This is a genomic window from Pseudomonas sp. 21615526, assembly GCF_013386245.1.
GTDB lineage: Bacteria > Pseudomonadota > Gammaproteobacteria > Pseudomonadales > Pseudomonadaceae > Aquipseudomonas.
Genome location: NZ_JACAOM010000029.1, coordinates 63370 through 86107, shown reverse-complemented (window position 1 = coordinate 86107; position 22738 = coordinate 63370). Strand labels below are relative to the sequence as shown.

Sequence of the window (22738 nt, the reverse complement as noted above, 5' to 3'; positions counted from 1 at the left end):
GAATGTCTTACAGGCATGTAGGCGTATTCGGCACTTTGTTTTTTCCCTGAGCGCGCTAGAATGCGCGCCGATAGGCGGAGAACTGTATGTGGCAACAGACCCTGATAACCCTGCGGGCCAAGCCCCGGGGCTTTCATCTGGTGACGGACGAGTTGCTCGCCGGCCTGCCTGAATTGAAGGCCTGTCGGGTGGGACTGTTGCATTTGTGGCTGCAGCACACCTCGGCCTCGTTGACGGTCAACGAGAATGCCGACCCGGCGGTTCGCCGTGACTTCGAGCGTTTTTTCAATGCGCTGGTGCCGCAAGGCACGGCGGGATATGAACACAACGACGAGGGTCCGGATGATCTGCCGGCGCACTTCAAGGCCAGTCTGCTGGGCTGTCAGCTGAGTTTGCCGGTAAGGGCCGGCCGCTTGGCGATGGGGACCTGGCAAGGTGTTTATCTGGGCGAGCACCGTGATCATGGCGGTGCTCGTAAAGTCCTCGCCACCTTGCACGGTGATGGGGCATAAGCCACTGGTTAACCGGTGGATGTTGATTTTTTTCCGGCGGCCGTCGACAGGCGGCGAAGCTGGGCTATAACTAATCTGCTTTTCGCAAGTCATGAGGTAGAACATGAGCGACGATGATCTGGAAAACGACGACCTCGAAGTAGGCGACGACGACGAAACCGAGGAAGGTCTTGAGGCGGCTGCCGAAGACGTGGCTGACGACGACGGTGGCGATGATGCACCGGTCCCGGCAGCCAAGGGCAAGGCCAAGGCTGCAGTGTCGGTTGACGAGTTGCCGAGCGTAGAAGCCAAGAACAAAGAGCGCGATGCGCTGGCCCGGGCGATGGAAGAATTCCTCGCCAAAGGCGGCAAAGTGCAGGAAGTCGAGGCTAACGTGGTGGCAGATCCACCGAAGAAGCCGGATAACAAGTACGGCAGCCGGCCTATCTAAGGCCTGCTGTCTGCTTGCTGAAAAAGCCCGCCGTCGCTGCGGGCTTTTTCATGGGCGCTACAAAATGGTCAGGGCCAACACCCATCCAAGGATGAAGAGCGTGTGTGGCGAGGGAGCTTGCTCCCGTTGGGGCGCGAAGCGGCCCCTGGTTGGGTCGACGCGGTCTTTCAGAAAGGCCGTCGTGGCTGGTTCAGGGGCCGCTTCGCAGCCCAGCGGGAGCAAGCTCCCTCGCCACAAAAGCCCTTCATCATCAGGTTATGCGTTCCAGCGGGCTAGCACGTCGGGTAGCTCGGTCAGGCTGCGAATCTCGGCATCCGGCAATTTCTCGGCCTCCCAGGCCTTGCCTGCCGGGTTGAACCACACCGCCCGCAGCCCCGCCTGCTGCGCACCGGCAATGTCATCCCCTGGATGGTCACCCACATGCACTGCCGCGCCCGGCGCTACGCCACCGCGCTGCAAGGCTTCCTGAAACAACCGCGCATCCGGCTTGGCAATACCAATGTCTTCAGCCCGGAGTGCAAAGTGGAAGTAGTCCGCCAACCCCACACGTTGCACATCGGCATTACCGTTGGTAATCACCCCCAGCAGATAGTCGCGGCGCAGTGCTTGCAGCATCGGTTCCGCTTCGGGGAATACGGTGAGTTGATGCCGGGCATGGATGAACGCTTCAAAGCACACATCCGCCATTTGCGCCGCTTCCGGCAGCGGGTACCCGGCTTCCTCGAAGGCGTATTGCAGCACCTTGTGACGCAACACGCTGATGCGATATTTCAGCTCGGGATGACGCTCCAGCACCTGCTGGCGCAGGCTGGCAAACTTCTCCAGGGGCAAGTCGCCCACCTTGGTGGCGTGGGTCGCCAGCCACTCGCGCATCGATGCCTCGGCGCTGATGATGACCGGCACGTTATCCCAGAGCGTATCGTCCAGGTCGAAGGTGATCAGCTTGATGCTCATGAGTCACTGCCCTTAATGCGTTTGGCCCGTGGATGGGCGCTGTCGTACACCGTTGCCAGGTGCTGGAAGTCCAGGTGGGTGTAGATCTGGGTGGTCTTGATGTCGGAGTGGCCCAGCAGTTCCTGCACCGCACGCAGGTCTTGGGAGGACTCCAGCAAGTGGCTGGCAAAGGAGTGCCGGAGCATGTGCGGGTGCAGGTTCTGCCCCAGCTCGCGCTCGCCGGCGGCCTTGACCCGCACTTGTATGGCCCGGGGCCCGAGACGCCGGCCTTGCTGGCTGATAAACACCGCGTCGTCCGCCGGGTTGGCCAGGGCGCGCAGCGGCAGCCATAGCAGCAAGGCTTCGCGGGCCTTCTTGCCCACGGGTAATACGCGGGTCTTGCTGCCTTTGCCGAGCACTTGCACCAGGCCATCCGCCAGGTCCAGTTGATCGAGGTTAAGCCCGGTCAGTTCCGACAGGCGCAGGCCCGAGGAGTAGAAGAGTTCGAGGATTGCCTGGTCGCGATGGGCCAGGAAGTCGTCCTCCACGGCGCCATCGAGCAATTGCAGGGCGCGATCCGTGTCGAGGGTCTTGGGCAGGCGGCGTTCACCCTTGGGCGGCGCCAGGCCGTTGGCCGGGTCGTGGTCGCACAGGCCTTCGCGGTTCAGGTACTGATAGAGGCCGCGTACCGCCGATAACAGGCGCGCCAGGCTGCGGGAGGATTGGCCTTGCTGGTGCAGGCGGGCGATCAGGCTGCGCAGACCCTGGATGTCCAGGGCCTTCCAGCTGCCGATGTGTTGTTTCTCGCAGAACGCCAGGACCTTGTTCAAGTCCCGCCGGTAGGCTTCCAGGGTATGCGGCGACACCTGGCGCTCGCTGCGCAGGTGAGCGCAGTAGGCGTCCAGTTGTCGTTCCATGGCTAGCGCACCGCGCGCAATGCGCTGGTGAAGCGTGGCAGGACGCGGCCCAGCACTTCGGCGATGTAGCTCAGGAACAGCGTGCCCACCGAGCTTTTGTAATGCTGTGGATCACGGCTGGCGATGGCCAGCACGCCATGCAAACCTTGATGACTGAGGGCAACCACGGCGGTGGAGCCGATCTGCTGGCGCTGCTCGGCGCCAAACAGGAAGTCCAGCTCATGCTCGCGCAAGGTGCCGCTGATGGTCTTGCCTTCGGACAGCAGGCCGCCAATCGCGGTCTGGGCATCGCTGCCGCTGACCCAGCGACCCACCGGCATCGGGTTGTCGCTGAACAGGATCAGGCTGACAAAGGGCACCTGGAAATCCTGGCGCAGGCTGTCTTCGACGGCGATCACCGCTTCTTCCAGGCTGGCGGCGTCCATCAGGGTCAGGACCAGGCGGCGAGTCTTGTCGAACAGGCGGTCGTTGTCGCGGGCCACATCCATCAGCTGCGAGAGCCGATGGCGCATTTCGATATTGCGCTCGCGCAGGATCTTCATCTGCCGCTCCACCAGCGACACGGTATCGCCGCGCTGGTGGGGAATACGCAGGGCCGGCAGCAGTTCTTCGTGTTCGACGAAGAAGTCCGGGTTAGCCTCCAGATACGCCGCAACGGCTGCGGCCTCCAGACTTTCGCTTGGGGATGCTTGCGCGGGTACTTGAGGCTTATCAGTCATTAGATTTGCTCACTCATAGACGGACCTGTCCTTCGTAGACGCGGGTGGCCGGGCCGGTCATTTTCACCGGTTGGCCGGGGCCTGCCCATTCGATGGACAGGCGTCCACCGGGCAGGTCGATCAGCAGCGGCGAATCCATCCACCCCTGGCTGATCGCGGCCACGGCAGCGGCGCAGGCGCCGGTACCGCAAGCCTGGGTTTCGCCGGCACCGCGTTCCCAGACGCGCAAGAGCGCACGGGAACGGTCGATGACCTGCAGGAAACCCACGTTAACCCGCGCCGGAAAGCGCGGGTGGTTTTCGATCTTCGGCCCCAGTTCGTGAACCGGTGCGCTGTTGATGTCATCCACCCGCAGCACGGCATGGGGGTTGCCCATGGACACGGCAGCCAGGTTGACGGTCTTGCCGTCCACATCCACCGCATAGCTCAGGGCTTGCTCGGTGGCCTGGAACGGAATGTCCGCCGGCACCAGCCGTGGCGCGCCCATGTTGACGCCGATCTGGCCGTCGCTGCGAATATCCAGCTCGATGATGCCGCTTTTGGTCTCGACGCGAATCTGCCGCTTGGCGGTCAGGCGCTTGTCCAGGACAAAACGGGCGAAACAGCGGGCACCATTGCCGCACTGTTCCACTTCGGAGCCATCGGAGTTGAAGATCCGGTAACGGAAATCCACTTCCGGGTTACTCGGCGCTTCCACCAGCAACAATTGGTCGAAGCCGACACCGGTGTGCCGGTCGCCCCACAGCTTGGCGTGCTTGGGCAGGATGTGCGCGTGCTGGCTGACCAGGTCGAGGACCATGAAGTCATTGCCCAGCCCGTGCATCTTGGTAAAACGCAGCAACATGACCTTACTCCGGCAGCAGGCTTTCGCCAGCAAACAACTCGGCTACCGTCTCGCGGCGACGCACTTCAAACGCTTGATCACCGTCCACCAGCACCTCGGCGGTACGCCCGCGGGTGTTGTAGTTGGAGCTCATGACAAACCCATAGGCACCGGCCGAATGCACGGCCAGCAGGTCGCCTTCTTCCAGGGCCAGCTGACGTTCCTTGGCCAGGAAGTCGCCGGTCTCGCAGATCGGGCCGACGATATCGTAGCTGCGGCCTTCGCCTGCGCGTGGCTTGACGGCCGTCACATTCATCCAGGCCTGGTACAGCGCCGGACGGATCAGGTCGTTCATCGCCGCGTCGACGATGGCGAAATCCTTGTGCTCGGTGTGCTTGAGGTACTCGACCTGGGTCAGCAGCAGGCCGGCGTTGGCGACGATGTAGCGGCCCGGCTCGAACATCAGCGTCAGGTCGCGGCCTTCGAGGCGCTCGCGCACGGCCTTGATGTAGTCGGACACCAGCGGCGGCTCTTCATCGCGATAACGCACACCCACGCCGCCACCGAGGTCGATGTGGTGCAGGTAGATGCCGCACTCGCCGAGGCGGTCGACCAGCGCCAGCAGGCGGTCGAGGGCGTCGAGGAACGGTGGCAGGCTGGTCAGTTGCGAGCCGATATGGCAGTCGACACCCAAGACTTCCAGGTTCGGCAACTGCGCGGCGCGGATGTACACGTCCTCGGCGTCGGCAATGGCGATGCCGAACTTGTTCTCTTTGAGACCGGTGGAAATGTACGGGTGAGTGCCGGCGTCGACGTCCGGGTTGACCCGCAGGGAGATCGGCGCGCGAACGCCCATCTCGGCGGCCACCACTTGCAGGCGCTCCAGCTCGTCGGTGGATTCGACGTTGAAGCAGTGCACGCCAACTTCCAGGGCGCGGCGCATGTCTTCGCGGCTCTTGCCGACACCGGAGAACACAATTTTGTCAGCCTTGCCGCCGGCGGCCAGTACACGCTCAAGCTCGCCCCGGGACACGATGTCGAAACCGGCGCCCAGGCGCGCCAGGACATTGAGTACACCCAGGTTGGAGTTGGCTTTTACGGCGAAGCACACCAGGCTCGGCGTGCCTTCCAGCGCATCGGCAAAGGAGCGGTATTGCGCTTCGATGTGGGCACGGGAGTACACGTAGGTCGGGGTACCAAAGCGCTCGGCGATGGCGGACAGCGCGACACCTTCCGCGAACAGCTCGCCGTCCCGGTAGTTAAAAGCGTCCATGATGTTCCCTTAGTAGGTGTCGTGCTTGTGCGCTTTGGTTTGCGACGATTGCGCCTGTTCATTCGGGTCTTTGCTGTCATCGGGCAGATACAGCGGGCCTTTTTGACCACAGGCACTAACGAGGCAAGCGACCGCGACGAGCGCAGCAAGGGAAGAGATCAGGCGCTTCATGGCGAAATCCTTGAATATGCATTAATTGCGCCCGAGTATACCGACCACCCGCCGGATTGCCTATGCGCCGAAATACCCGTCCGGCGGGGCTTTGCCGAGTTTGTCGCGATTGTGCTTACACCAATCGAGGATAATTCACACGGCTGTGGGTAATGAAATCGGTATCCTTTGCAATCATGATGGCGCGTCCGTATTGTGCGGCGCTTGAGCGAGACCAGACACTTTTCGAGGTTCCCACAATGAGTTTGACCGAAGCGCGTTTTCACGACCTGGTGGATGCGACCCAGCAAGCGCTGGAGGATATTTTCGACGACAGCGGTCTGGATGTGGACCTGGAGAACTCGGCCGGTGTGCTCACCGTCAAGTTTGAAAATGGCACCCAATTGATTTTCAGCCGCCAGGAGCCCCTGCGTCAGCTATGGCTGGCGGCGCGTTCCGGTGGCTTTCACTTCGATTACGATGAAGAAGAAAAACGCTGGACCCACGACACCACCGATGAGCTGCTGAGCGAAATGCTCGCGCGCCTCACCCAGGAACAAGCCGGCGTCGAGCTGGACTTCGACGAGATCTGATCGTGACGCAGCCCGTTCCCGTACGCCCGCCCAAGCCGCTGTTCAGCAATGTCAGCCCGGCGGTGCCGTCACCTTGTATCAGTTTATGTCGGCTGGATGAGCACAAAGTCTGCCTCGGTTGCTTCCGTCATGTGGAAGACATCCGCGAATGGCGCTCCGCCGACGATGCGCGACGCCGCGTGATCGTCGCCCAGGCCGAGCAGCGCAGGACCTGCGCCTGAGGCCGTCTTGTTTATTTATTGTGCTGTGGTAGTGTCCGGATACACCTCAACTCATCGAGGTCCGTGAGAACCCCGCCTTTTCCTGGCGGGGTTTTGCTTTTTTGTGCAGAAAAAAGGAGTCTGCCTGAATCATGACCGCACCTTCCATCATCCTCACCCGTCTTGACGTGCAGCGTCTTGAGCAACTGATCGACCGTGTCGGCGAGGCGTCGCCGGGCGTTGAAGCCCTGCAACACGAACTCGACCGCGCCGAAGAAGTGGTTGGCCACGATGAAGTGCCTGCATCTGTCGTGACCATGAACTCCAGCGTGCATTGCCGTGAACAAGGCAGTGGCAAGGACTATCACCTGACCCTGGTCTACCCCAAGGACGCGAACGCCGACGAAGGCAAAATCTCGATCCTGGCGCCGGTGGGCAGTGCATTGCTGGGCCTGCAAGTCGGCCAGCACATCGACTGGCCAGCACCGGGTGGCAAGACCCTCAAGCTTGAATTGCTCGGCGTCGAAGGCCAGCCGAAAGACGGTGGCGCCTTTCCTCTCTAAACCTGGTTCAGCGCTTCATTGAGCGCCAGTTCCAGATCAGCCTTGTAGCGCAGGTACAGATTGCTCGGGCTTTGAACATCACCGAGCAGGCCGGACAGGTCCAGATCGGTGATGTAGCAGCGGTAACGCTCGGCTTCCCGGCGTTGCCCGACGATTTGCTGGGCGACCACCGCAAACAGTTGGTCGCCAAATTCCAGCTCGGAAAACTCCCGTTGATTGCAGTACAAGGTGATCCCCACCTGGCCCGGTGCTGCCTTGCCGATAATCGCCTGCACGTCGTAGAACGGCTTGTTGGCCGGGGTTTGCGGCGCTGGGCGCGGTTCGGCCCGCCGTGCACGGCCGCTGCCTGACGGCAACAGCTGGTAATACAGGATTTGCACCGCGCCGAAGGGCTGTTGCGGGTCCAGCGGCAGCAGCGCGTCGCGGCGATAAATGATCGACTGCAGGAAGCGTTGCAATGGCACCAACAGGCTTTGCTCGTCGTGGAACGGCAGGCGCTGCTGCCAGAGCGCGTTGAACTCATCCAGCACGTACAGCTCGGCAACTCCGTCGTTGATCCGGTAGAACACCTGCACACAGTCGGGCAGGCCCATGGGCAGCAGCAGCGCCAGGTCGTGGTCTTCCAGGGCCATGGTGTCCAGGTGCAGCGGGCTGTAGCTGGCCAGTTCCTCACTCAGGTAGGCGATCAGCGCGTCCTGGGTCGCCAGTGACACATGGTTGGCCTGGCCGGGTGTCAGTTCCATCACGTGGTAGTGCTGCTGCACCTGCACCAGGTAGCGGTGGTTTTCCTGACTCAGCATCAGGTTTTGCGCAGTGTCGAAGATTTCTTCCACGCGCTGGGCAATGAACTGCGCGCGGTTGTGGCAGAAACAGCGCACCCGCAAGCGCGGCAAGTGATTGGGCGGTAGCTGATTGAGGTAGTCGCGCAGGCAATCGAGCAGCGCGTGGGGGCCGTCATAGCGGCTGACCATCACCTCGTTCCAACTGTTGAGCGTGACCTGGTCCAGGGTCAGCACCAGGTTTTCCCGTACGCCCGCGTAACTCAGGGAGTCGGTGCGCTCGGTGGTCATCAGGATGTTCAGGTCGCGATGATGCTTGAGCGGGTCGACGCCGACGTTGATCAGCAGCAGCACTTCCTCGGGCACTGCCGAGCGCAGCAGGCGGTCTTCATCGACGCTGGCCAGGGGCAGGACGACGGTTTGTTGCAGGCTGCCCAGCAGGTTGAACAGCTCGAATTCGGTCATGTCACTGCTGCCGGGATGCAGCGCCAGGCGGGTACTGCTGTCGATCACGCCGTTGCGGTGGCACCAGGTGAGCATTTCCAGCAAATCGCGGCTGCGCTTGATCGGCGCGAAGTGCTCCCATTCCAGAGCGGTCAGGCTGCCGTTGTACAAGCCCCAATGATGCTGGCCGGGCTCTTTGCGGTTGGGCGACTGCACCAGGGTCAGGGTGTCTTCGGCAAGATCGGGCGCAATGCCGGGGTTGATGAATTCGACCTTGCCGGCCTTGCGCTCGAAGGCGGCGTACAGGCGCCGGCCCAGCACATTGAGGTCGCGCTTGTTGATCAGGCTGACGGTCTGTTCGGTGCGGGCAAACTGGGTCAGGAAGCGATAGCTGTAGTTCAGCTCGTTGACCAGCGCCCGGCGTTCGGAGGCCACCTGGCGGACTTTCCATTGGCTGCGGCTGTCCAGCAGGGCCAGTTGGCGCTGGTCCCAACCCCATTCGCTGGCCAGGCGCTCCAGCAGCAAACGCTGCCACCCGGTGCGCTGGCCCGCGCTGAGCTTGCGGTTGACCTTCAGGTACAGGCTGCGCCGCACCAGTTCCAGGCGCTCCGGCTCATTACGGGCCTTGAGGTACTCCTCGATCCGGCGGTAGACGACGATGTACGGGTCCAGTTCGTCCAGGTCCAGCTGATTGGCAAACACAGCGCGCTTGAAGCGCAGGCTCAGGCACTGCACCTTCGGGTGCTCGCTGGCGTAGACCTCGGTCAGCAGGAGTTTCAGTACTGATTTGTAGGGCGATTCGATGCCCTTGAACAACTGCCACAAGCCGGCACCGATAAATTCACCCGGCGGGATGTGCGCCAGGTGGCCCAGGTCGAGGGTTTCATCGGCGCGAATAAAGCGTTTGGAAATCAGCGCGTGGGTGAAGTCGGCATAGCGGGTTTCTTCGTACACCGGCACCAGCCACCAGATCGGCGTGCGCCCGGCCAGCCAGATGGCGGTGCGGTAGAACTCGTCCAGCAGCAGGTAATGCTGGCTGGTGCCGCAGTCTTCTGAACTCAGTTGGGTGTCGCGCTCGCCCTGGATAAACCGCGTCGGCTCGATCAGGAAGAAGTGCGCCTCGGCGCCCATGCTCAGGGCCCAGGTTTCGAGCAGTTGGCATTTCTTGCGCAACTCGGCCAGCTCGTTCTCGCTGAGATCGGCCGCATGGCAGACCCACACGTCCATATCACTTTGATCGGCCTGGGCCAGGGTGCCCAGGCTGCCCATCAGGAACAGGCCATGAATCGGCCGCGGTGGGTTGCCGTGGCGGGGCTTGTAGGAAAACGTGCGGGTCAGGCGCTGGGCCTCGGCCAAGGCTTGCGCGTCGGGTTCAAAATTCGACAGGCCGGCCGGCGTGCTGCCCGACACATAGCCCGGCAACAGCGGGTGATTCACGTGGAAAAACAGCGGCAGCAGGGTCAACACGCTTTGCTGGCGTGGCGTCAGCCCTTCGACGGCCCGGGCCATGCGGCCTTCATTCAGGGCCAGAAACCGCGCGCGTAACTGGGCCAGCACCTTGCGGTCGATGCCTTCGTCCAGGTCGGGGCGGATTTCGTGGGTGCGGGTCATGTCGAACTCGGTGGCTCGCAGGGCCCGACGTGGGCGGCCGTGTGGGAGTTTACAGCCAGTAGCGTAGGAGGTTTAGAGGGAATTTGTTTTTGACGCCGGAATTTTATCCCGGGCGCGGGAATGCCCGCGGAATCCGTGAAGAGAGGATCCCGTGGGCGATACGAGGTGTCAGGCGGCTTCTTTGGCGGTCGTCAGAATAGTCAGCAGGCTTTGTGCGTGTTCGGCAGCGTCCCGGCCGAGGCTGGTGAGGTAACCACCGTCTGGCTGGTCGATCAGGTCTTTATCAAACAGGCGCCGGGCGGCGGCAATGGCAGTGGGAGCGGCAGTCTGATGAACTTTCAGACCTTCCTGGGAGCTGCCCAGGTTGAAGAGTGCAAGGATTTCCAGTTCGGCAACCAACTCAGGGGTATACGACATAAGGACTCCAGACTTTCTAGGAATTTTTAGACGTTAGCAGCCATAAGGTGAACGCACTTGGGCGAGCTGTCCAGTCGGAACTCATGCGGTGTTGATGTGGGGCAGGATTGTGGCCAGCAAGAGTTTGCTGGCCAGCGCGGTGTGAGGCTTATTGCTTCTCGGGCGGCAGCTCCGGCAGCGCACGCAACGCAGTTTCATACCATTCGGTATTGAAGGCGCGATCTTCTTCGAGCAGCGCGTCAATTTCGATGGCGAGGACGTGGGCCATCATTTGCAGGATGTCTTCGCGCTCGTAGCCCACCAGGGTCAGCTTGTTGAACGTGGCCTTGGCGGCGGGCGGGTTGTCGCTTTCGATCTGGTTTTCGATCGCTTCAATCAAGGTGGTCTCGGCGAACTCTTCTTCGTCGTTGTCGATATCGGTTGGCTCGCTCATGGCAGGCTCCTGGAGGAAAGGGCGCCAGTCTACCCCCATTCACTCGGCTGATGCTGCTGGCCAGGCGCGGCCTCCCGATCTATAACCACTGCTGCCAACCCCGTACACGGCCTGGAGGCTTTGTGATGCTCAAGCTTTATGGATTTTCGGTCAGCAACTACTACAACATGGTCAAACTGGCGCTGCTGGAGAAAGGGCTGCCCTTCGAAGAGGTGCCGTTCTACGCAGGCCAGACCCCTGAAGCCTTGGCCGTGAGCCCCCGGGGCAAGGTGCCGGTGCTTGGTGTCGAGCAAGGGTTTATCAACGAAACCAGCGTGATCCTCGAATACCTCGAACAGACCCAGGGCGGGCGATCGCTGCTGCCGAGCGAGCCGTTCCAGCGCGCCCAGGTGCTGGCGTTGTGCAGGGAAATCGAGCTGTACATCGAGTTGCCGGCCCGGGCGTGTTTTGCCGAGGCGTTTTTCGGAATGCCGGTGCCGGAGGCGATCAAGGAAAAGTCCAGGGCGGAGTTATTGCTGGGGATCGCATCGCTGGGGCGGCACGGGAAGTTTGCGCCGTATGTGGCAGGAGACAGCTTCACGATTGCGGATTTGTATTTTGTGTACAGCGTGGACCTGGCCTGTGCCGTGGCCGGGAAGCTGTTCGGGCTGGATCTGTTGGCTGAGTTGCCGAAGGCCAAGGCGTTGATGGAGCGCTTGCAGGCGCTGCCGAATGCCCAGCGGGTGGCGGCGGACAAGGAAGCGGCGATGCCGGCGTTTATGGCGATGATTGCTGCCAAGAAATAGATCTTGGGTGTTTGTGATGAGGCTTTCGCGAGCAAGCCCGCTCCCACATTTGACCGAGTTCCACCTTTGGAATGCAGTCGAATGTGGGAGCGGGCTTGCTCGCGAAGCTTTTAGCGGCTGGCGAGCAATGCCTGGCCGCGAACCACGGCAGCCTTCACCTGCGCCGGCGCAGTCCCGCCGACATGGTTACGGGCATTCACCGAGCCTTCCAGGGTCAGCACCGCAAACACGTCCTGCTCGATCTGGTCGCTGAACTGGCGCAGTTCTTCCAGGCTCATTTCCGCCAGGTCCTTGCCGGTGTCCACGCCGTACTTCACGGCATGCCCGACGATCTCGTGGCAGTCGCGGAACGGCAGGCCACGGCGTACCAGGTAATCCGCCAGGTCTGTGGCGGTGGAGAAACCGCGCAGGGCCGCTTCACGCATGATGGCGTGCTTGGGCTTGATCGCCGGGATCATGTCGGCAAAGGCACGCAACGAGTCGCGCAGGGTATCGGCGGCGTCGAACAGCGGTTCCTTGTCTTCCTGGTTGTCCTTGTTGTAGGCCAGCGGTTGGCCTTTCATCAGGGTCAACAGGCCCATCAGCGCACCGAATACACGGCCGCTCTTGCCGCGTACCAGCTCCGGCACGTCGGGGTTTTTCTTTTGCGGCATGATCGAGCTGCCGGTGCAGAAGCGGTCCGGCAGGTCAATGAACTGGAATTGCGCGCTGGTCCACAGCACCAGCTCTTCGGAGAAGCGCGACAAGTGCATCATCGCAATGCTGGCCGCGGCGCAGAATTCGATGGCGAAGTCACGGTCCGACACGCCGTCCAGGGAGTTGCCGCCCACGGCGTCGAAACCCAGCAGCTGCGCGGTGTATTCGCGGTCGATCGGGTAGGTGGTGCCAGCCAGTGCAGCGCTGCCCAGAGGCATGCGGTTGGCGCGCTTGCGGCAGTCCACCAGGCGCTCGTAGTCGCGGCTGAGCATTTCGAACCAGGCCAGCAGGTGGTGGCCGAACGTCACAGGCTGTGCGGTCTGCAGGTGGGTGAAGCCGGGCATGATGGTGCCGGACTCACGCTCTGCCTGCTCCAGCAGGCCTTTTTGCAGGCGGGTGATTTCTGCCAGGATCAGGTCGATCTCGTCCCGCAGCCACAGGCGGATATCGGTAGCCACCTGGTCGTTACGGCTGCGACCGGTGTGCAGTTTCTTGCCGGTCACACCGATGCGGTCGGTGAGGCGGGCCTCGATGTTCATGTGCACGTCTTCCAGGTCGACGCGCCAGTCGAAGGTGCCGGCTTCGATCTCGCCACGGATGGTGGTCAGGCCGTCGATGATGCTGTCGCGCTCGGCGTCGGTCAGCACGCCGACCTTGGCCAGCATCGTGGCGTGGGCGATCGAGCCCATGATGTCGTGGCGGTAGAGGCGCTGGTCGAAAGTGACGGAGGCGGTGAAGCGCGCGACGAAGGCGTCGACGGGTTCACTGAAGCGGCCGCCCCAGGACTGGTTGGTCTTGTCGGTGCTCATGGATTCGCTCGTGATCTGCTGGAAAGAGGGCATGAAAGTGTGGCGCCGATAATAACAGGGTTGCCCCCGGAGGCGACGATGCCGGGGCGGGGCATTTTTATTTGTTTCCAAGATGGCTAAGTGCCTTGCCCCCGGACTCGCGCAGGACGAGACTGGAGCCAGGACCGATCGGGGGGGAAACTTGCGGTCCTTGGTCAAACAAAGCGTGTTTATTGAAACGATATTTGACGATTGAGCAATATCGTCTTCGCCAGCGTCTACAGTTGCACTGATAGAGCTTCGCGCTGACAGAAGGTGCACTGCACCAATGCCGGGCGATGAGGTCGAACTCCAGGCTATCCATTAGAGAGGGGGTGTTCGTATTGTGTATCAGCAAACCCTACGACGATGCCCGAAGGCAGCAGGCTTTGGGCGCGATTGAACAGGTCCGGGTAAATATTGGTGCCACTCTCGGGGCACTTTTTGCCGCTCGCGCTAGTCTTAGCGTGGATCGCCGTGACGGAAGTCACCGCACCTGTCTACGCTATCCTTGTGCGAGACTCACGCAGGAATCCAGCGCAATATGAATGTCCTGATCGTTGATGACGAACCCCAAGCCCGCGAGCGACTGAGCCGTTTGGTCAGTGAACTCGAGGGTTACAATGTCCTTGAGCCGAGCGCCACCAGTGGCGAGGAAGCCTTGGCCCTTATTGACAGCCTCAAGCCGGACGTCGTGTTGCTCGACATCCGCATGCCGGGCCTTGATGGCTTGCAGGTGGCTGCCCGCCTGAGCGAGCGAGAATCGCCGCCTTCGGTGGTGCTGTGCGCCTCCCAGGATGAGTTCTCTTCCGAGGCCCTGGATGCCAGCGGCGCCAGTTTCCTGGTCAAGCCGATCAATGCCGATGCGTTGCTTCGCGCCTTGAAAAAGGCCGAGCGTCCCAATCGTGTCCAACTGGCAGCCTTGACCCAGCCCGCAGCCCAGGGCGGCAACGGGCCGCGTAGCCATATCAGCGCCCGTACCCGCAAGGGCATCGAGTTGATTCCCCTGGACCAGGTGGTCTACTTCATCGCCGATCACAAGTACGTGACCTTGCGTCACGAGGCTGGTGAAGTGCTGCTCGATGAGCCACTCAAGGCGTTGGAAGATGAATTTGGCGACCGCTTTGTGCGCATCCACCGCAATGCGCTGGTGGCCCGCGAGCGAATCGAGCGTCTGCAGCGCACGCCGCTTGGGCACTTTCAGCTGTTCCTGAAGGGCCTCAATGGCGACGCCCTGATCGTCAGCCGGCGCCATGTCGCCGGCGTGCGCAAGATGATGCAGCAGCTTTAGCCCGAGGGCTGACGCGAGCTTCACCGCCCATATCCCGGTGCGACGCGGCCAGGGAGGCCCCGCACTTGCTGATTCAAATCAAAGCGCATTTGCCTGAGCTGTTATTATCTGCCGTATCTATTCAGTACGGATTGATCCATGTCCTCTCGCGAAATCCGCATCGCCACCCGTAAAAGCGCCCTGGCCTTATGGCAGGCCGAATACGTCAAAGCACGCCTTGAGCAGGCTCATCCTGGCCTGAAGGTGTCCCTGGTGCCCATGGTCAGTCGCGGCGACAAGCTGCTTGATTCGCCATTGTCGAAAATCGGCGGCAAGGGCCTGTTCGTCAAGGAACTGGAAACCGCGCTGCTGGAGAACGAAGCCGACATCGCCGTGCATTCTATGAAAGATGTGCCCATGGACTTCCCCGAAGGCCTGGGCCTTTTTTGCATCTGCGAGCGCGAAGACCCCCGCGATGCCTTCGTTTCCAATACCTACGCCTCCCTGGATGAGCTGCCGCTGGGCAGCGTCGTCGGCACCTCCAGCCTGCGTCGCCAGGCGCAGTTGCTGACCCGCCGCCCGGACCTGCAAATCCGCTTCCTGCGGGGCAACGTCAATACTCGCCTGGCCAAGCTCGACGCCGGTGAATATGACGCGATCATTCTCGCGGCAGCCGGCTTGATCCGCTTGGGCTTTGAAGACCGCATCACCTCGGCCATCAGCGTCGAAGACAGCTTGCCGGCCGGCGGGCAGGGCGCTGTGGGCATTGAATGCCGCACCGCCGACAGCGAAATTCATGCGCTGCTCAAGCCGCTGGATCACCAGGACACCGAAATTCGCGTCACCGCCGAACGTGCCCTGAACAAGCACCTCAACGGTGGCTGCCAGGTACCGATCGCCTGTTACGCCGTGCTTGAGGGCGAGAACCTCTGGCTGCGTGGCCTGGTGGGCGACCCGAGTGGTGGGTTATTGCTCACCGCAGAGATTCGCGGGCCGCAAAGCGAGGCCACCAGCCTGGGTATCAAGGTCGCCGAGGAACTGCTGGAAAAAGGCGCAGGTGCCATTCTGCAAGCGGTGTACGGCGAGGCCGGGCCGCAGTGATGCAATGGCGTGTGCTGCTGACGCGGCCTGCCGAGGAGTCGGCGGCCCTGGCGGCGACGTTATCCGAAGAAGGTGTTTTCAGCAGCAGCCTGCCGTTGCTGGAGATTGAAGCGCTGCCTGTCACGCCTGAACAACAGACTGTTTTTCGCGAGCTGGACCGCTATTGCGCGGTGATCGTGGTGAGCAAGCCGGCCGCGCGCCTGGGCTTGCAGTTGTTGGCTCAACACTGGCCGCAACCGCCGGCGTTACCGTGGTTCAGTGTCGGCGCTGCTACGGCGCAGGTGTTGGCCGAGCATGGCCTTGATGTCAGTTATCCCCACGACGGCGACGACAGTGAAGCCTTGCTTGAACTGGTCGCCTTGCGCGAGGCTATCTCGAAGCCCTGCGCCCGGGTGCTGATCCTGCGGGGCGAGGGCGGGCGAGAGCTGCTGGCTGAGCGTTTACGCGAGCAAGGTGCTAGTGTCGACTATCTGGAGTTGTATCGCCGTTTCCTGCCGGACTACGACCGTGCAACGCTGACCCAGCGCATAAACGTGGAACGCTTGAACGGCGTGGTGGTCAGCAGTGGGCAGGGTTTTTTACACCTGCAAGCGCTGGCCGGTACAGATTGGCCCCAGGTGGCACAGCTGCCGTTGTTCGTGCCCAGCCCGCGAGTCGCCGAGATGGCGCGTGCCGCTGGCGCGAAAGAAGTTGTGGATTGTCGTGGCGCCAGTGCCGCGGCTTTGTTAGTGGCGTTACGGAGTGTTTCCGTTCCCACTCTCTAATACGCAAAGGATGGATACGTGAGCGAAACAGCCTTGCCTAAAGATGAAGCTCAGCCCGCGCTTGATGCGCCTGTTGAGACACCGGTCACCACCGCCCCGCGCCGTGGCAACGGCCTGGCCATCGTGGCCTTGTTGCTCGGCGCCGCCGGCGTTGCCGCCGGTGGCTGGGGGATCTGGCAGGTCCGCGCACTGCAGGCGAGCAGCCAGCAACAGCTGGGCCAAGTGCAAACCCTGGACGACCAATCCCAGAGCCTCAAGCAGAGCCAGCAGCAGCTGTCGGCCCGTCTGGGGCAACTGCCCGGCGCCGATGAGCTGGAAGAGCGTCGCCGGCTGGTGGCGCAATTGCAGGGTGATCAACAACACCTGAGCCAGCGCCTGGAAACCGTGCTGGGGGCCAGCCGCCAGGACTGGCGCCTGGCCGAGGCCGAGCACTTGATCCGCCTGGCCAGCCTGCGTCTTTCCGCCTTGCAGGACATCAACAGTGCCCAGGCACTGGTCCAGGGCGCTGACGAAATCCTCCGCGAACAAAGTGACCCTGGCTCCTACGCCGCCCGTGAGCAGTTGGCCAAGAGCCTCGCCGCGTTGCGCAATATCGAACAGCCCGACCGTACCGGGCTGTACCTGCAACTGGCGGCATTGCGCGATCAGGTCGTGCAGTTGGCGGCCATCGCGCCGGAATACCAACTCCCTGAAGCGGCCAATGATGGGCGTCCGACCACCGACACGGACAGCCGTTGGAGTCAGTGGTGGGCGCAGATCTCGCGGTATTTCCGCATCGACTTCAATCCTGATGACAACATTCGCCCGCTCCTGGCAGGGCAAGGCCTGAACCAGGTGCGCCTGGCCCTGAGCCTTGCACTTGAGCAGGCGCAATGGGCGGCGCTCAACGGCGAGCCGGCGGTGTACAGCCGATCCCTGGGCGAGGCTCGCAGCGTGTTGCAGGACAACTTCAATCAAGACAACCCGCAAAGCAAAGCCATGCTGGCCCGTATTGCCGAGCTTGAGCCCAAGGCCGTCTCGGTGGTCACGCCGGACCTGGCCGCGAGCCTGGCTGCCGTGCAGGCTTACCTTGACCGTCGCCACCTGTCTGCCGAGGAAGCCAAGGCTTCCGCTGGCAAGCCGGCGACCCAGGAGTAAAGCCGATGAAGCGCTTCTATGTGATCCTGGTGCTGGCGATTGCGATCGCCCTGGCACTGGCCGTGGGCATTTCGAAACATACCGGCTACGTGCTGATTACCTATCCCCATGTGCTGCATTACGAGTCGGGGCTGTGGTCGACGCTGGTGGCGTTGTTTGCCATCGGCCTGGTGATCTATTTGGCCAGGGTGCTGCTGGGCCTGGTGCTGACCTCGGGTGGCGTGGTCAATCCGTGGTCGCGGCGCAACCGCAGCCGTCGGGTCCAGGTTGCCATCGAGCAGGGCCAGATGGACCTCGCCGAAGGGCGCTGGGCCAGTGCCGAGCGCCACTTGCACCGTGCGGCCGAAGCCGAACGCCAGCCATTGCTCTACTACCTCGGCGCGGCCCGTGCGGCCAACGAACAGGGCCGTTATGAGGAAGCGGATGGCCTGCTGGAACGCGCGCTTGAGCGCCAGCCCCAGGCCGAACTCGCGGTAGCCTTGAGTCATGCGCAGTTGCAGATGGACCGCGGTGACACCGATGGCGCCCTGGTCACCCTGCAGGCCATGCATGAGCGTCATCCGCATAACGTCCAGGTATTGCGCCAACTGCAGCGGCTGTATCAACAGCGTGGCGATTGGTCTTCGGTAATCCGGCTGTTGCCGGAGTTGCGCAAGGACAAGGTGTTGCCGCCTGCCGAGTTGGCCGACCTGGAGCGACGCGCCTGGGGCGAGAACCTGACCCTGGCTGCCCAGCGCGAAGAGCAGGGCGAGGCCGGGCAGCAATCCCTGGAGCTGGCCTGGCAACAACTGACTTCGGCCCAGCGCCAGGAGCCGCAACTGGTGCTGGCGTACGCCGAACAACTGCGCCAGTTGGGCGCGGACGCCAAGGCCGAAGAAGTGCTGCGCGGTGCCCTCAAGCGCGAGTACGACAGTCATCTGATCCGGCTCTACGGGCTGCTGCGTGGCAGCGATCCGGCGAAGCAGTTGAAGTTCGCCGAAGGCTGGCTCAAGGACCATCCAGGCGATGCCAGCCTGCTGCTGACCCTGGGGCGCCTGTGCCTGCAAAACAGCTTGTGGGGCAAGGCGCGGGATTACCTTGAAAGCAGCCTTCAGGTGCAGCGCAACCCTGAGGCCTGCGCCGAGCTGGCACGCCTGCTGGCGCAGTTGGGCGACACCGAGCGCAGCAACCAGTTGTTCCAGGAAGGCCTGGGCTTGCTGGACAAGCGTTTGCTGGCGTCACCGCTGCCGGTGCCGGCACGGGTTTGAAGTAGGAAACAGAGTAAGGGTTGCCTCAGAATTGTCTGGTGGCCAACCCTTCAATAACGCCCAATAGCTGTAGTCAATACGGCTTGTAGTAAACTCCTACGTAGACGCGCGTTTAATCGCTCGCCTTCTGACGGGATATCCCTACGCTCTCGCGGAATCGTCTGCTCTGGCGCGTATTGAAAGGGGTAAGGTCTTTCCTCTACCGTAACTACCTATCTCTTGCGTTGCGGATAAACAATGTCTTTGGCCCCCTCACGCTCCCTGTTCCTCCTGGCGTTCCTGGCTGGTGCGCTGACGCTGGGCGCGTCCTTTTACCTGGAATACGCCGCGCTTTTGCGGCCTTGTTTCCTGTGCCAGGTGCAACGAATTCTTGTGGCTGCCTTCACGCTGATCAATCTCGTGGCAGCGATTCATGGGCCGAAGCGGTCCGGGATCTACCTGTATTGGGCGGCGAGCATGGGGTGTGCAGTGCTGGGCGCCATTACCGCCGTACGCCAGGTGCTGCTGCAAAATACGCCGCCGGAACAGTTGCCTGCCTGTTGGCCCGGCCTTCAATCCATGATCGAGAACCTGTCGCTGAGAGAGACGTTGGCCTTGATCTTCAAGGGCACCGTCGACTGCGTGGAAATCAACTGGACGCTGTTCGACTTGAGTATTCCCGAGTGGAGCCTGCTGTTCTTCGTGGCGATGCTGATCCTTGGCATCGCGCAGTTCTCGCGGTTGCTGCTGAGCCAGCGTTTTGGCCTTGCACGGCACTGACAGGTAACCGCAGGTTGTAGGAAGGGATTAAACACTTGTATGAACTTTCTCTCCTGCGTACCTTGATGCCATAGTCGTGCGGGCATAATCTGGCCCGCACGCGTTATTGAAACAGACTGTTCGATGCACCTTTGCCCGGTTGCCGCTTTAACCTTGAAGTGTTGCGCGGGCAGCGTGCGGCGCCCCTATAGGGAAGAGAGATCATCATGCTGGAACGTTGTCAGAATGCTCAGGAACGCTGGGGTGGGGTGCACAAACTGATCGATGGTTGGTTGAAAGCGCGTCACGAACTGGTTCGGGCCTTTGATGCTCTCGGTGCCAAGCCCGAAGCGCTCAGCGAGAACCGCAAGCCGTTGCAGGAATTCTGCGGCGTATTGGTGGACTACGTATCAGCGGGGCACTTCGGTATCTACGAGCAGTTGACCAGAGAGGCCGAGGCTTTCGACGATCAACGTGGCCTCGATTTGGCGGAGACGATTTACCCGCGTATCGATGTCATCACCGAGAAGCTGCTGGCGTTCAACGACCTGTGTGATGCCGGCCAGTGCGTTGCAGAAAAATTCAAAGAGCTGGGTGGTTTGCTTCACGAGCGTTTCGAGCTGGAAGATTGCCTGATCGAAGTGCTGCACAACGCTCACAAGGAAGAGTTGACGGCTAAGGCCTGACTCCCCCCGACACAAGAAAACGGTGCGCATTGCGCACCGTTTTTCGTTTGGGCTCAGGCGCCCGCGTTGAGCAATTCGATCTCGAATACCAGCGGCGTATAAGGCGGGATCAGTTCGCCTGCGCCATCAGCGCCATAGGCTTGGTCGGATGGAATCACCAGGCGCCACTTCGCGCCCACCGGCATCTGTTGCAACGCACTGCGCCAGCCATTGATCACACTGTCCAGGCGAAACCACTGAGGTTGTGTGCTCTTGTCGAAGACGGTCCCGTCGGGTAACCGCCCAACATAATTCACTTGCACGCGATCATCGGCCGCCGGTTTCTTCCCGCTGCCAGGGGTCAGTTCGGTCAGCAGGATGCCGTCTGCCAATTCACGCACACCACTTTTGGATTTCTCACTGGCTAAAAATTGTTGCTCGGCAGCGAGTGCCTTTTCACTTTGTGGTGCTCGATTGTCCGGCGCGTTTTGTGCTTCGTGCTGGGCAAGGATCTGTTCGATGCGTGTGTCGTCCAGGGCCAGTGGCTTACCTTGATAGGCCTGTTTGAGTCCGTCGATCAGCGCCTCTACCTGCAACCCAGGCATCTCCTGGCGCAGGCGCTCACCCAGGCTCGCGCCCAGGCTGTAGGCCAGGTCGTGGTCATCTTTGGAGGGGGATTTCTCGCTTGCGTTGGCCACGCAAAGCACCACGCTCAACACTAAAAAAAGGTAACGCGACATGGGCGTTCTCCAGCCGAAAGTGCGATGGATTATGCCAGTGTGAATGCTTAAAAAGTGGCGTGGATTTTCGTTATATCAATAAGAATTTTCGTGCGGTGCAACGCAAGCCAATCGATACTGTCAACATGCCCTAGCGGCGGTAAGAGCAGAGGGCTAGTATGAGCCGCACCCACGTCAGCCAGGAGGTAAACCATGTCGGCCAAACAGAAGCCTGTAAATACCCCGTTGCATTTGCTCCAACAACTTTCGGGCAGCCTGCTCGAACATTTGGAAAGCGCCTGTTCACAAGCCTTGGCTGATGCTGAGAAGTTGCTCGCCAAGCTTGAAAAACAACGCGGCAAAGCTCAGGAAAAACTGCACAAATCCCGCACCAAACTGCAAGGCGCAGCGACCGCTGGCAAAGCCAAGGCACAAGCCAAGGCCAAGGACGCCGTCAAAGAACTTGAGGACTTGCTCGACGCCCTCAAGGATCGTCAATCCGAAACCCGCACCTACATTTCCCAACTCAAGCGTGATGCTTCCGAGAGCCTGAAATTGGCCCAGGGTGTTGGTCGTGTGAAGGAAGCTGTAGGCAAAGTGCTGAGCACCCGTGCTCCGGCTAAAGCTGTTGCAGCCAGCGCGGCGAAAAAACCAGCCAGCAAGGCCGTCGCTGCCAAGGCACCTGCAAAAGCTGCGGCCAAGCCTGCGGCAAAAGCACCGGCTAAATCGGCTGCCAAACCGGCGGCTAAAACTGCTGCTGCAAAACCAGCTGCCAAGCCAGCCGCTAAAACTGCTGCTGCGAAACCAGCTGCCAAGCCAGCGGCTAAAACTGCTGCTGCGAAACCAGCTGCCAAGCCAGCGGCTAAAACTGCTGCTGCGAAACCAGCCGCGAAGCCAGCTGCTAAAACTGCTGCTGCGAAACCAGCTACCAAGCCAGCGGCTAAAACTGCTGCTGCGAAACCAGCCGCGAAGCCAGCTGCTAAAACTGCTGCTGCGAAACCAGCTACCAAGGCAGCCGCTAAACCTGCTGCTGCGAAACCAGCCGCGAAGCCAGCTGCTAAAACCGCTGCTGCGAAACCAGCCGCTAAACCTGCTGCTGCAAAACCTGCCGCGAAGCCAGCTGCTAAAACTGCTGCTGCAAAACCAGCTGCGAAGCCAGCCACTAAACCAGCTGCTGCAAAACCAGCTGCGAAGCCAGCCACTAAACCAGCTGCTGCAAAACCAGCTGCGAAGCCAGCCGCTAAACCTGCTGCTGCAAAACCAGCTGCCAAGCCGGCCGCTAAACCTGCTGCAGCAAAACCAGCTGCCAAGCCGGCCGCCAAACCTGCTGCTGCCAAACCAGCTGCCAAACCAGCCGCCGCCAAGCCAGCACCAGCCAAACCAGCTACTCCAGCTGCAAAGCCTGCGACCCCGGCTGCACCTGCTGCCAGCACCACAGCGCCAACTGCTCCGGCCAGCAGCACGCCTGCACCGGCAGCGCCAAGCGTCACCCCAACCAGCGCTTCCTAAGTGCCGGTAACCGCGGCGCGCAGTTGATGCAGCGCGTCGTGGTCAAGGTTGGCGGCTTCGGCCGCCAGTCCTTCAACCCATGCTTGATGATTCACCTCGGCCATCGGCCAATGCTGCGCCACACCTTCCAGGCGTGATAGCAGCAGCCTTTCTGCATCCAATTCCAAAGCCTTGACCCGCTCCCGTAACGCTCCCAGCTCAGCATCCTGCTGCGCCATGGCCCGCCATTGCGTGCGTACTTGCCGCAGCGGCCCGACCACCTCCGCCTGCCACGGCCCGGCGATCTGCCGCAGTGCCTGCAAGCGCGACGTTTCCGGCGCCACACCCCGCTGCTCCAGCCACAACCCGCACAACACCAGGCACACATCAGCCCCTTGCGCCTGCAAGCGCAGGCACGCGTCCTCGACGCCCGGGCGGGCGTAAGTCGAGAGGGCAAAGCTCCACAGGTCAGCGCACATATTCACACCCAAGCCAGCGGCCAAC

26 protein-coding genes are annotated in these 22738 nt (G+C 61.6%); 14 read left to right on the top strand and 12 right to left on the bottom strand.

What is annotated here, in order from left to right; genetic code table 11:
• The first annotated feature begins 86 nt into the window (after window positions 1-86).
• Window positions 87-512, top strand: coding sequence for a secondary thiamine-phosphate synthase enzyme YjbQ (locus tag HX786_RS10155; RefSeq protein WP_003208787.1), 426 nt, complete (start codon window positions 87-89; stop codon window positions 510-512).
• 103 nt (window positions 513-615) lie between these two features.
• On the top strand, window positions 616-942 hold the full coding sequence (gene sutA, locus HX786_RS10150) for a transcriptional regulator SutA (RefSeq protein WP_003208791.1): 327 nt from the start codon (window positions 616-618) through the stop codon (window positions 940-942).
• A gap of 255 nt (window positions 943-1197) precedes the next feature.
• Here sutA and HX786_RS10145 read toward each other — a convergent pair whose 3' ends face one another.
• Genes HX786_RS10145 through HX786_RS10120 form a run of 6 tightly spaced genes read right to left on the bottom strand, consistent with a single transcriptional unit; the run spans window position 1198 to window position 5778 of the window.
• Window positions 1198-1896, bottom strand: a complete 699-nt coding sequence (locus HX786_RS10145) for an HAD family hydrolase (protein ID WP_008439351.1) — start codon at window positions 1894-1896, stop codon at window positions 1198-1200.
• Window positions 1893-2792, bottom strand: a complete 900-nt coding sequence (gene xerC, locus HX786_RS10140) for a tyrosine recombinase XerC (RefSeq protein ID WP_003208794.1) — start codon at window positions 2790-2792, stop codon at window positions 1893-1895. The genes HX786_RS10145 and xerC overlap by 4 nt, the downstream gene beginning before the upstream one ends.
• Before the next feature lie 2 nt (window positions 2793-2794).
• Window positions 2795-3511 carry a DUF484 family protein gene (locus HX786_RS10135; RefSeq protein ID WP_003208796.1) on the bottom strand — a complete coding sequence of 239 codons (717 nt, stop codon included), beginning with the start codon at window positions 3509-3511 and terminating at the stop codon, window positions 2795-2797.
• A 13-nt stretch (window positions 3512-3524) separates the two neighbouring features.
• Window positions 3525-4355, bottom strand: a complete 831-nt coding sequence (gene dapF, locus HX786_RS10130) for a diaminopimelate epimerase (protein ID WP_003208798.1) — start codon at window positions 4353-4355, stop codon at window positions 3525-3527.
• A gap of 4 nt (window positions 4356-4359) precedes the next feature.
• Window positions 4360-5607 (bottom strand): diaminopimelate decarboxylase, encoded by a 1248-nt coding sequence (gene lysA, locus HX786_RS10125; protein ID WP_008439346.1) that lies wholly within the window; start codon window positions 5605-5607, stop codon window positions 4360-4362.
• Window positions 5608-5616: 9 nt separating this feature from the next.
• On the bottom strand, window positions 5617-5778 hold the full coding sequence (locus HX786_RS10120) for a lipoprotein (protein ID WP_003208801.1): 162 nt from the start codon (window positions 5776-5778) through the stop codon (window positions 5617-5619).
• A gap of 239 nt (window positions 5779-6017) precedes the next feature.
• Here HX786_RS10120 and cyaY point away from each other — a divergent pair, with 239 nt between their 5' ends.
• The 3 genes from cyaY (at window position 6018) to rnk (ending at window position 7113) form a co-directional block, all read left to right on the top strand.
• Window positions 6018-6350 (top strand): iron donor protein CyaY, encoded by a 333-nt coding sequence (cyaY, locus tag HX786_RS10115; protein WP_003208803.1) that lies wholly within the window; start codon window positions 6018-6020, stop codon window positions 6348-6350.
• A 2-nt stretch (window positions 6351-6352) separates the two neighbouring features.
• Complete coding sequence (locus tag HX786_RS10110; protein WP_003208805.1) at window positions 6353-6571, top strand: DUF1289 domain-containing protein; 219 nt, start codon at window positions 6353-6355, stop codon at window positions 6569-6571.
• A gap of 131 nt (window positions 6572-6702) precedes the next feature.
• Window positions 6703-7113, top strand: coding sequence for a nucleoside diphosphate kinase regulator (gene rnk, locus HX786_RS10105; RefSeq protein ID WP_003208808.1), 411 nt, complete (start codon window positions 6703-6705; stop codon window positions 7111-7113).
• Here the strand turns inward: rnk and HX786_RS10100 are convergent.
• The 3 genes from HX786_RS10100 to HX786_RS10090 form a co-directional block, all read right to left on the bottom strand.
• Window positions 7110-9947, bottom strand: a complete 2838-nt coding sequence (locus tag HX786_RS10100) for a class I adenylate cyclase (RefSeq protein ID WP_178912014.1) — start codon at window positions 9945-9947, stop codon at window positions 7110-7112. The two genes, rnk and HX786_RS10100, sit on opposite strands and share 4 nt — an antisense overlap.
• Window positions 9948-10115: 168 nt before the next feature.
• The gene (locus tag HX786_RS10095) at window positions 10116-10364 is read right to left on the bottom strand and encodes a TIGR02647 family protein (protein ID WP_003208812.1); all 249 of its coding nucleotides are present in this window, start codon (window positions 10362-10364) and stop codon (window positions 10116-10118) included.
• A 148-nt stretch (window positions 10365-10512) separates the two neighbouring features.
• On the bottom strand, window positions 10513-10797 hold the full coding sequence (locus HX786_RS10090) for a hypothetical protein (RefSeq protein WP_003208814.1): 285 nt from the start codon (window positions 10795-10797) through the stop codon (window positions 10513-10515).
• Between the two features lie 125 nt (window positions 10798-10922).
• Here HX786_RS10090 and HX786_RS10085 point away from each other — a divergent pair, with 125 nt between their 5' ends.
• Window positions 10923-11582 carry a glutathione S-transferase family protein gene (locus HX786_RS10085; RefSeq protein WP_178912013.1) on the top strand — a complete coding sequence of 220 codons (660 nt, stop codon included), beginning with the start codon at window positions 10923-10925 and terminating at the stop codon, window positions 11580-11582.
• 110 nt (window positions 11583-11692) lie between these two features.
• On the opposite strand, the gene argH is transcribed toward HX786_RS10085, so the two are convergent.
• The gene (gene argH / locus HX786_RS10080) at window positions 11693-13087 is read right to left on the bottom strand and encodes an argininosuccinate lyase (RefSeq protein ID WP_008439335.1); all 1395 of its coding nucleotides are present in this window, start codon (window positions 13085-13087) and stop codon (window positions 11693-11695) included.
• A gap of 562 nt (window positions 13088-13649) precedes the next feature.
• Here argH and HX786_RS10075 point away from each other — a divergent pair.
• From HX786_RS10075 to HX786_RS10050, 7 genes are all read left to right on the top strand, one after another.
• Entirely contained in the window at window positions 13650-14396 is a 747-nt protein-coding gene (locus HX786_RS10075; protein ID WP_003208820.1) for a LytTR family DNA-binding domain-containing protein, read from the top strand.
• A 138-nt stretch (window positions 14397-14534) separates the two neighbouring features.
• Complete coding sequence (hemC, locus tag HX786_RS10070) at window positions 14535-15476, top strand: hydroxymethylbilane synthase (protein ID WP_008439333.1); 942 nt, start codon at window positions 14535-14537, stop codon at window positions 15474-15476.
• The gene (locus HX786_RS31875) at window positions 15473-16240 is read left to right on the top strand and encodes a uroporphyrinogen-III synthase (protein WP_371132450.1); all 768 of its coding nucleotides are present in this window, start codon (window positions 15473-15475) and stop codon (window positions 16238-16240) included. Before hemC ends, HX786_RS31875 begins: the two co-directional genes overlap by 4 nt.
• Window positions 16241-16258: 18 nt before the next feature.
• Window positions 16259-17377 carry a uroporphyrinogen-III C-methyltransferase gene (locus HX786_RS31870; protein ID WP_372846607.1) on the top strand — a complete coding sequence of 373 codons (1119 nt, stop codon included), beginning with the start codon at window positions 16259-16261 and terminating at the stop codon, window positions 17375-17377.
• Window positions 17378-17382: 5 nt separating this feature from the next.
• On the top strand, window positions 17383-18624 hold the full coding sequence (locus HX786_RS10060; protein WP_003208828.1) for a heme biosynthesis protein HemY: 1242 nt from the start codon (window positions 17383-17385) through the stop codon (window positions 18622-18624).
• A gap of 237 nt (window positions 18625-18861) precedes the next feature.
• Window positions 18862-19383: a disulfide bond formation protein B gene (locus HX786_RS10055; protein WP_003208831.1), complete on the top strand. Its 522-nt coding sequence runs from the start codon at window positions 18862-18864 to the stop codon at window positions 19381-19383.
• A 206-nt stretch (window positions 19384-19589) separates the two neighbouring features.
• Window positions 19590-20048, top strand: coding sequence for an Rsd/AlgQ family anti-sigma factor (locus HX786_RS10050; RefSeq protein ID WP_003208832.1), 459 nt, complete (start codon window positions 19590-19592; stop codon window positions 20046-20048).
• A gap of 53 nt (window positions 20049-20101) precedes the next feature.
• On the opposite strand, the gene HX786_RS10045 is transcribed toward HX786_RS10050, so the two are convergent.
• Window positions 20102-20767 (bottom strand): FKBP-type peptidyl-prolyl cis-trans isomerase, encoded by a 666-nt coding sequence (locus tag HX786_RS10045; protein WP_177046819.1) that lies wholly within the window; start codon window positions 20765-20767, stop codon window positions 20102-20104.
• Between the two features lie 192 nt (window positions 20768-20959).
• On the opposite strand from HX786_RS10045, the gene HX786_RS10040 reads away from it, so the two are divergent.
• Window positions 20960-22255 (top strand): AlgP family protein, encoded by a 1296-nt coding sequence (locus HX786_RS10040; protein WP_178912012.1) that lies wholly within the window; start codon window positions 20960-20962, stop codon window positions 22253-22255.
• Here HX786_RS10040 and HX786_RS10035 read toward each other — a convergent pair.
• Window positions 22252-22713 carry a TIGR02444 family protein gene (locus HX786_RS10035; RefSeq protein ID WP_178902704.1) on the bottom strand — a complete coding sequence of 154 codons (462 nt, stop codon included), beginning with the start codon at window positions 22711-22713 and terminating at the stop codon, window positions 22252-22254. The genes HX786_RS10040 and HX786_RS10035 overlap by 4 nt on opposite strands.
• Window positions 22714-22738 lie beyond the last annotated feature (25 nt).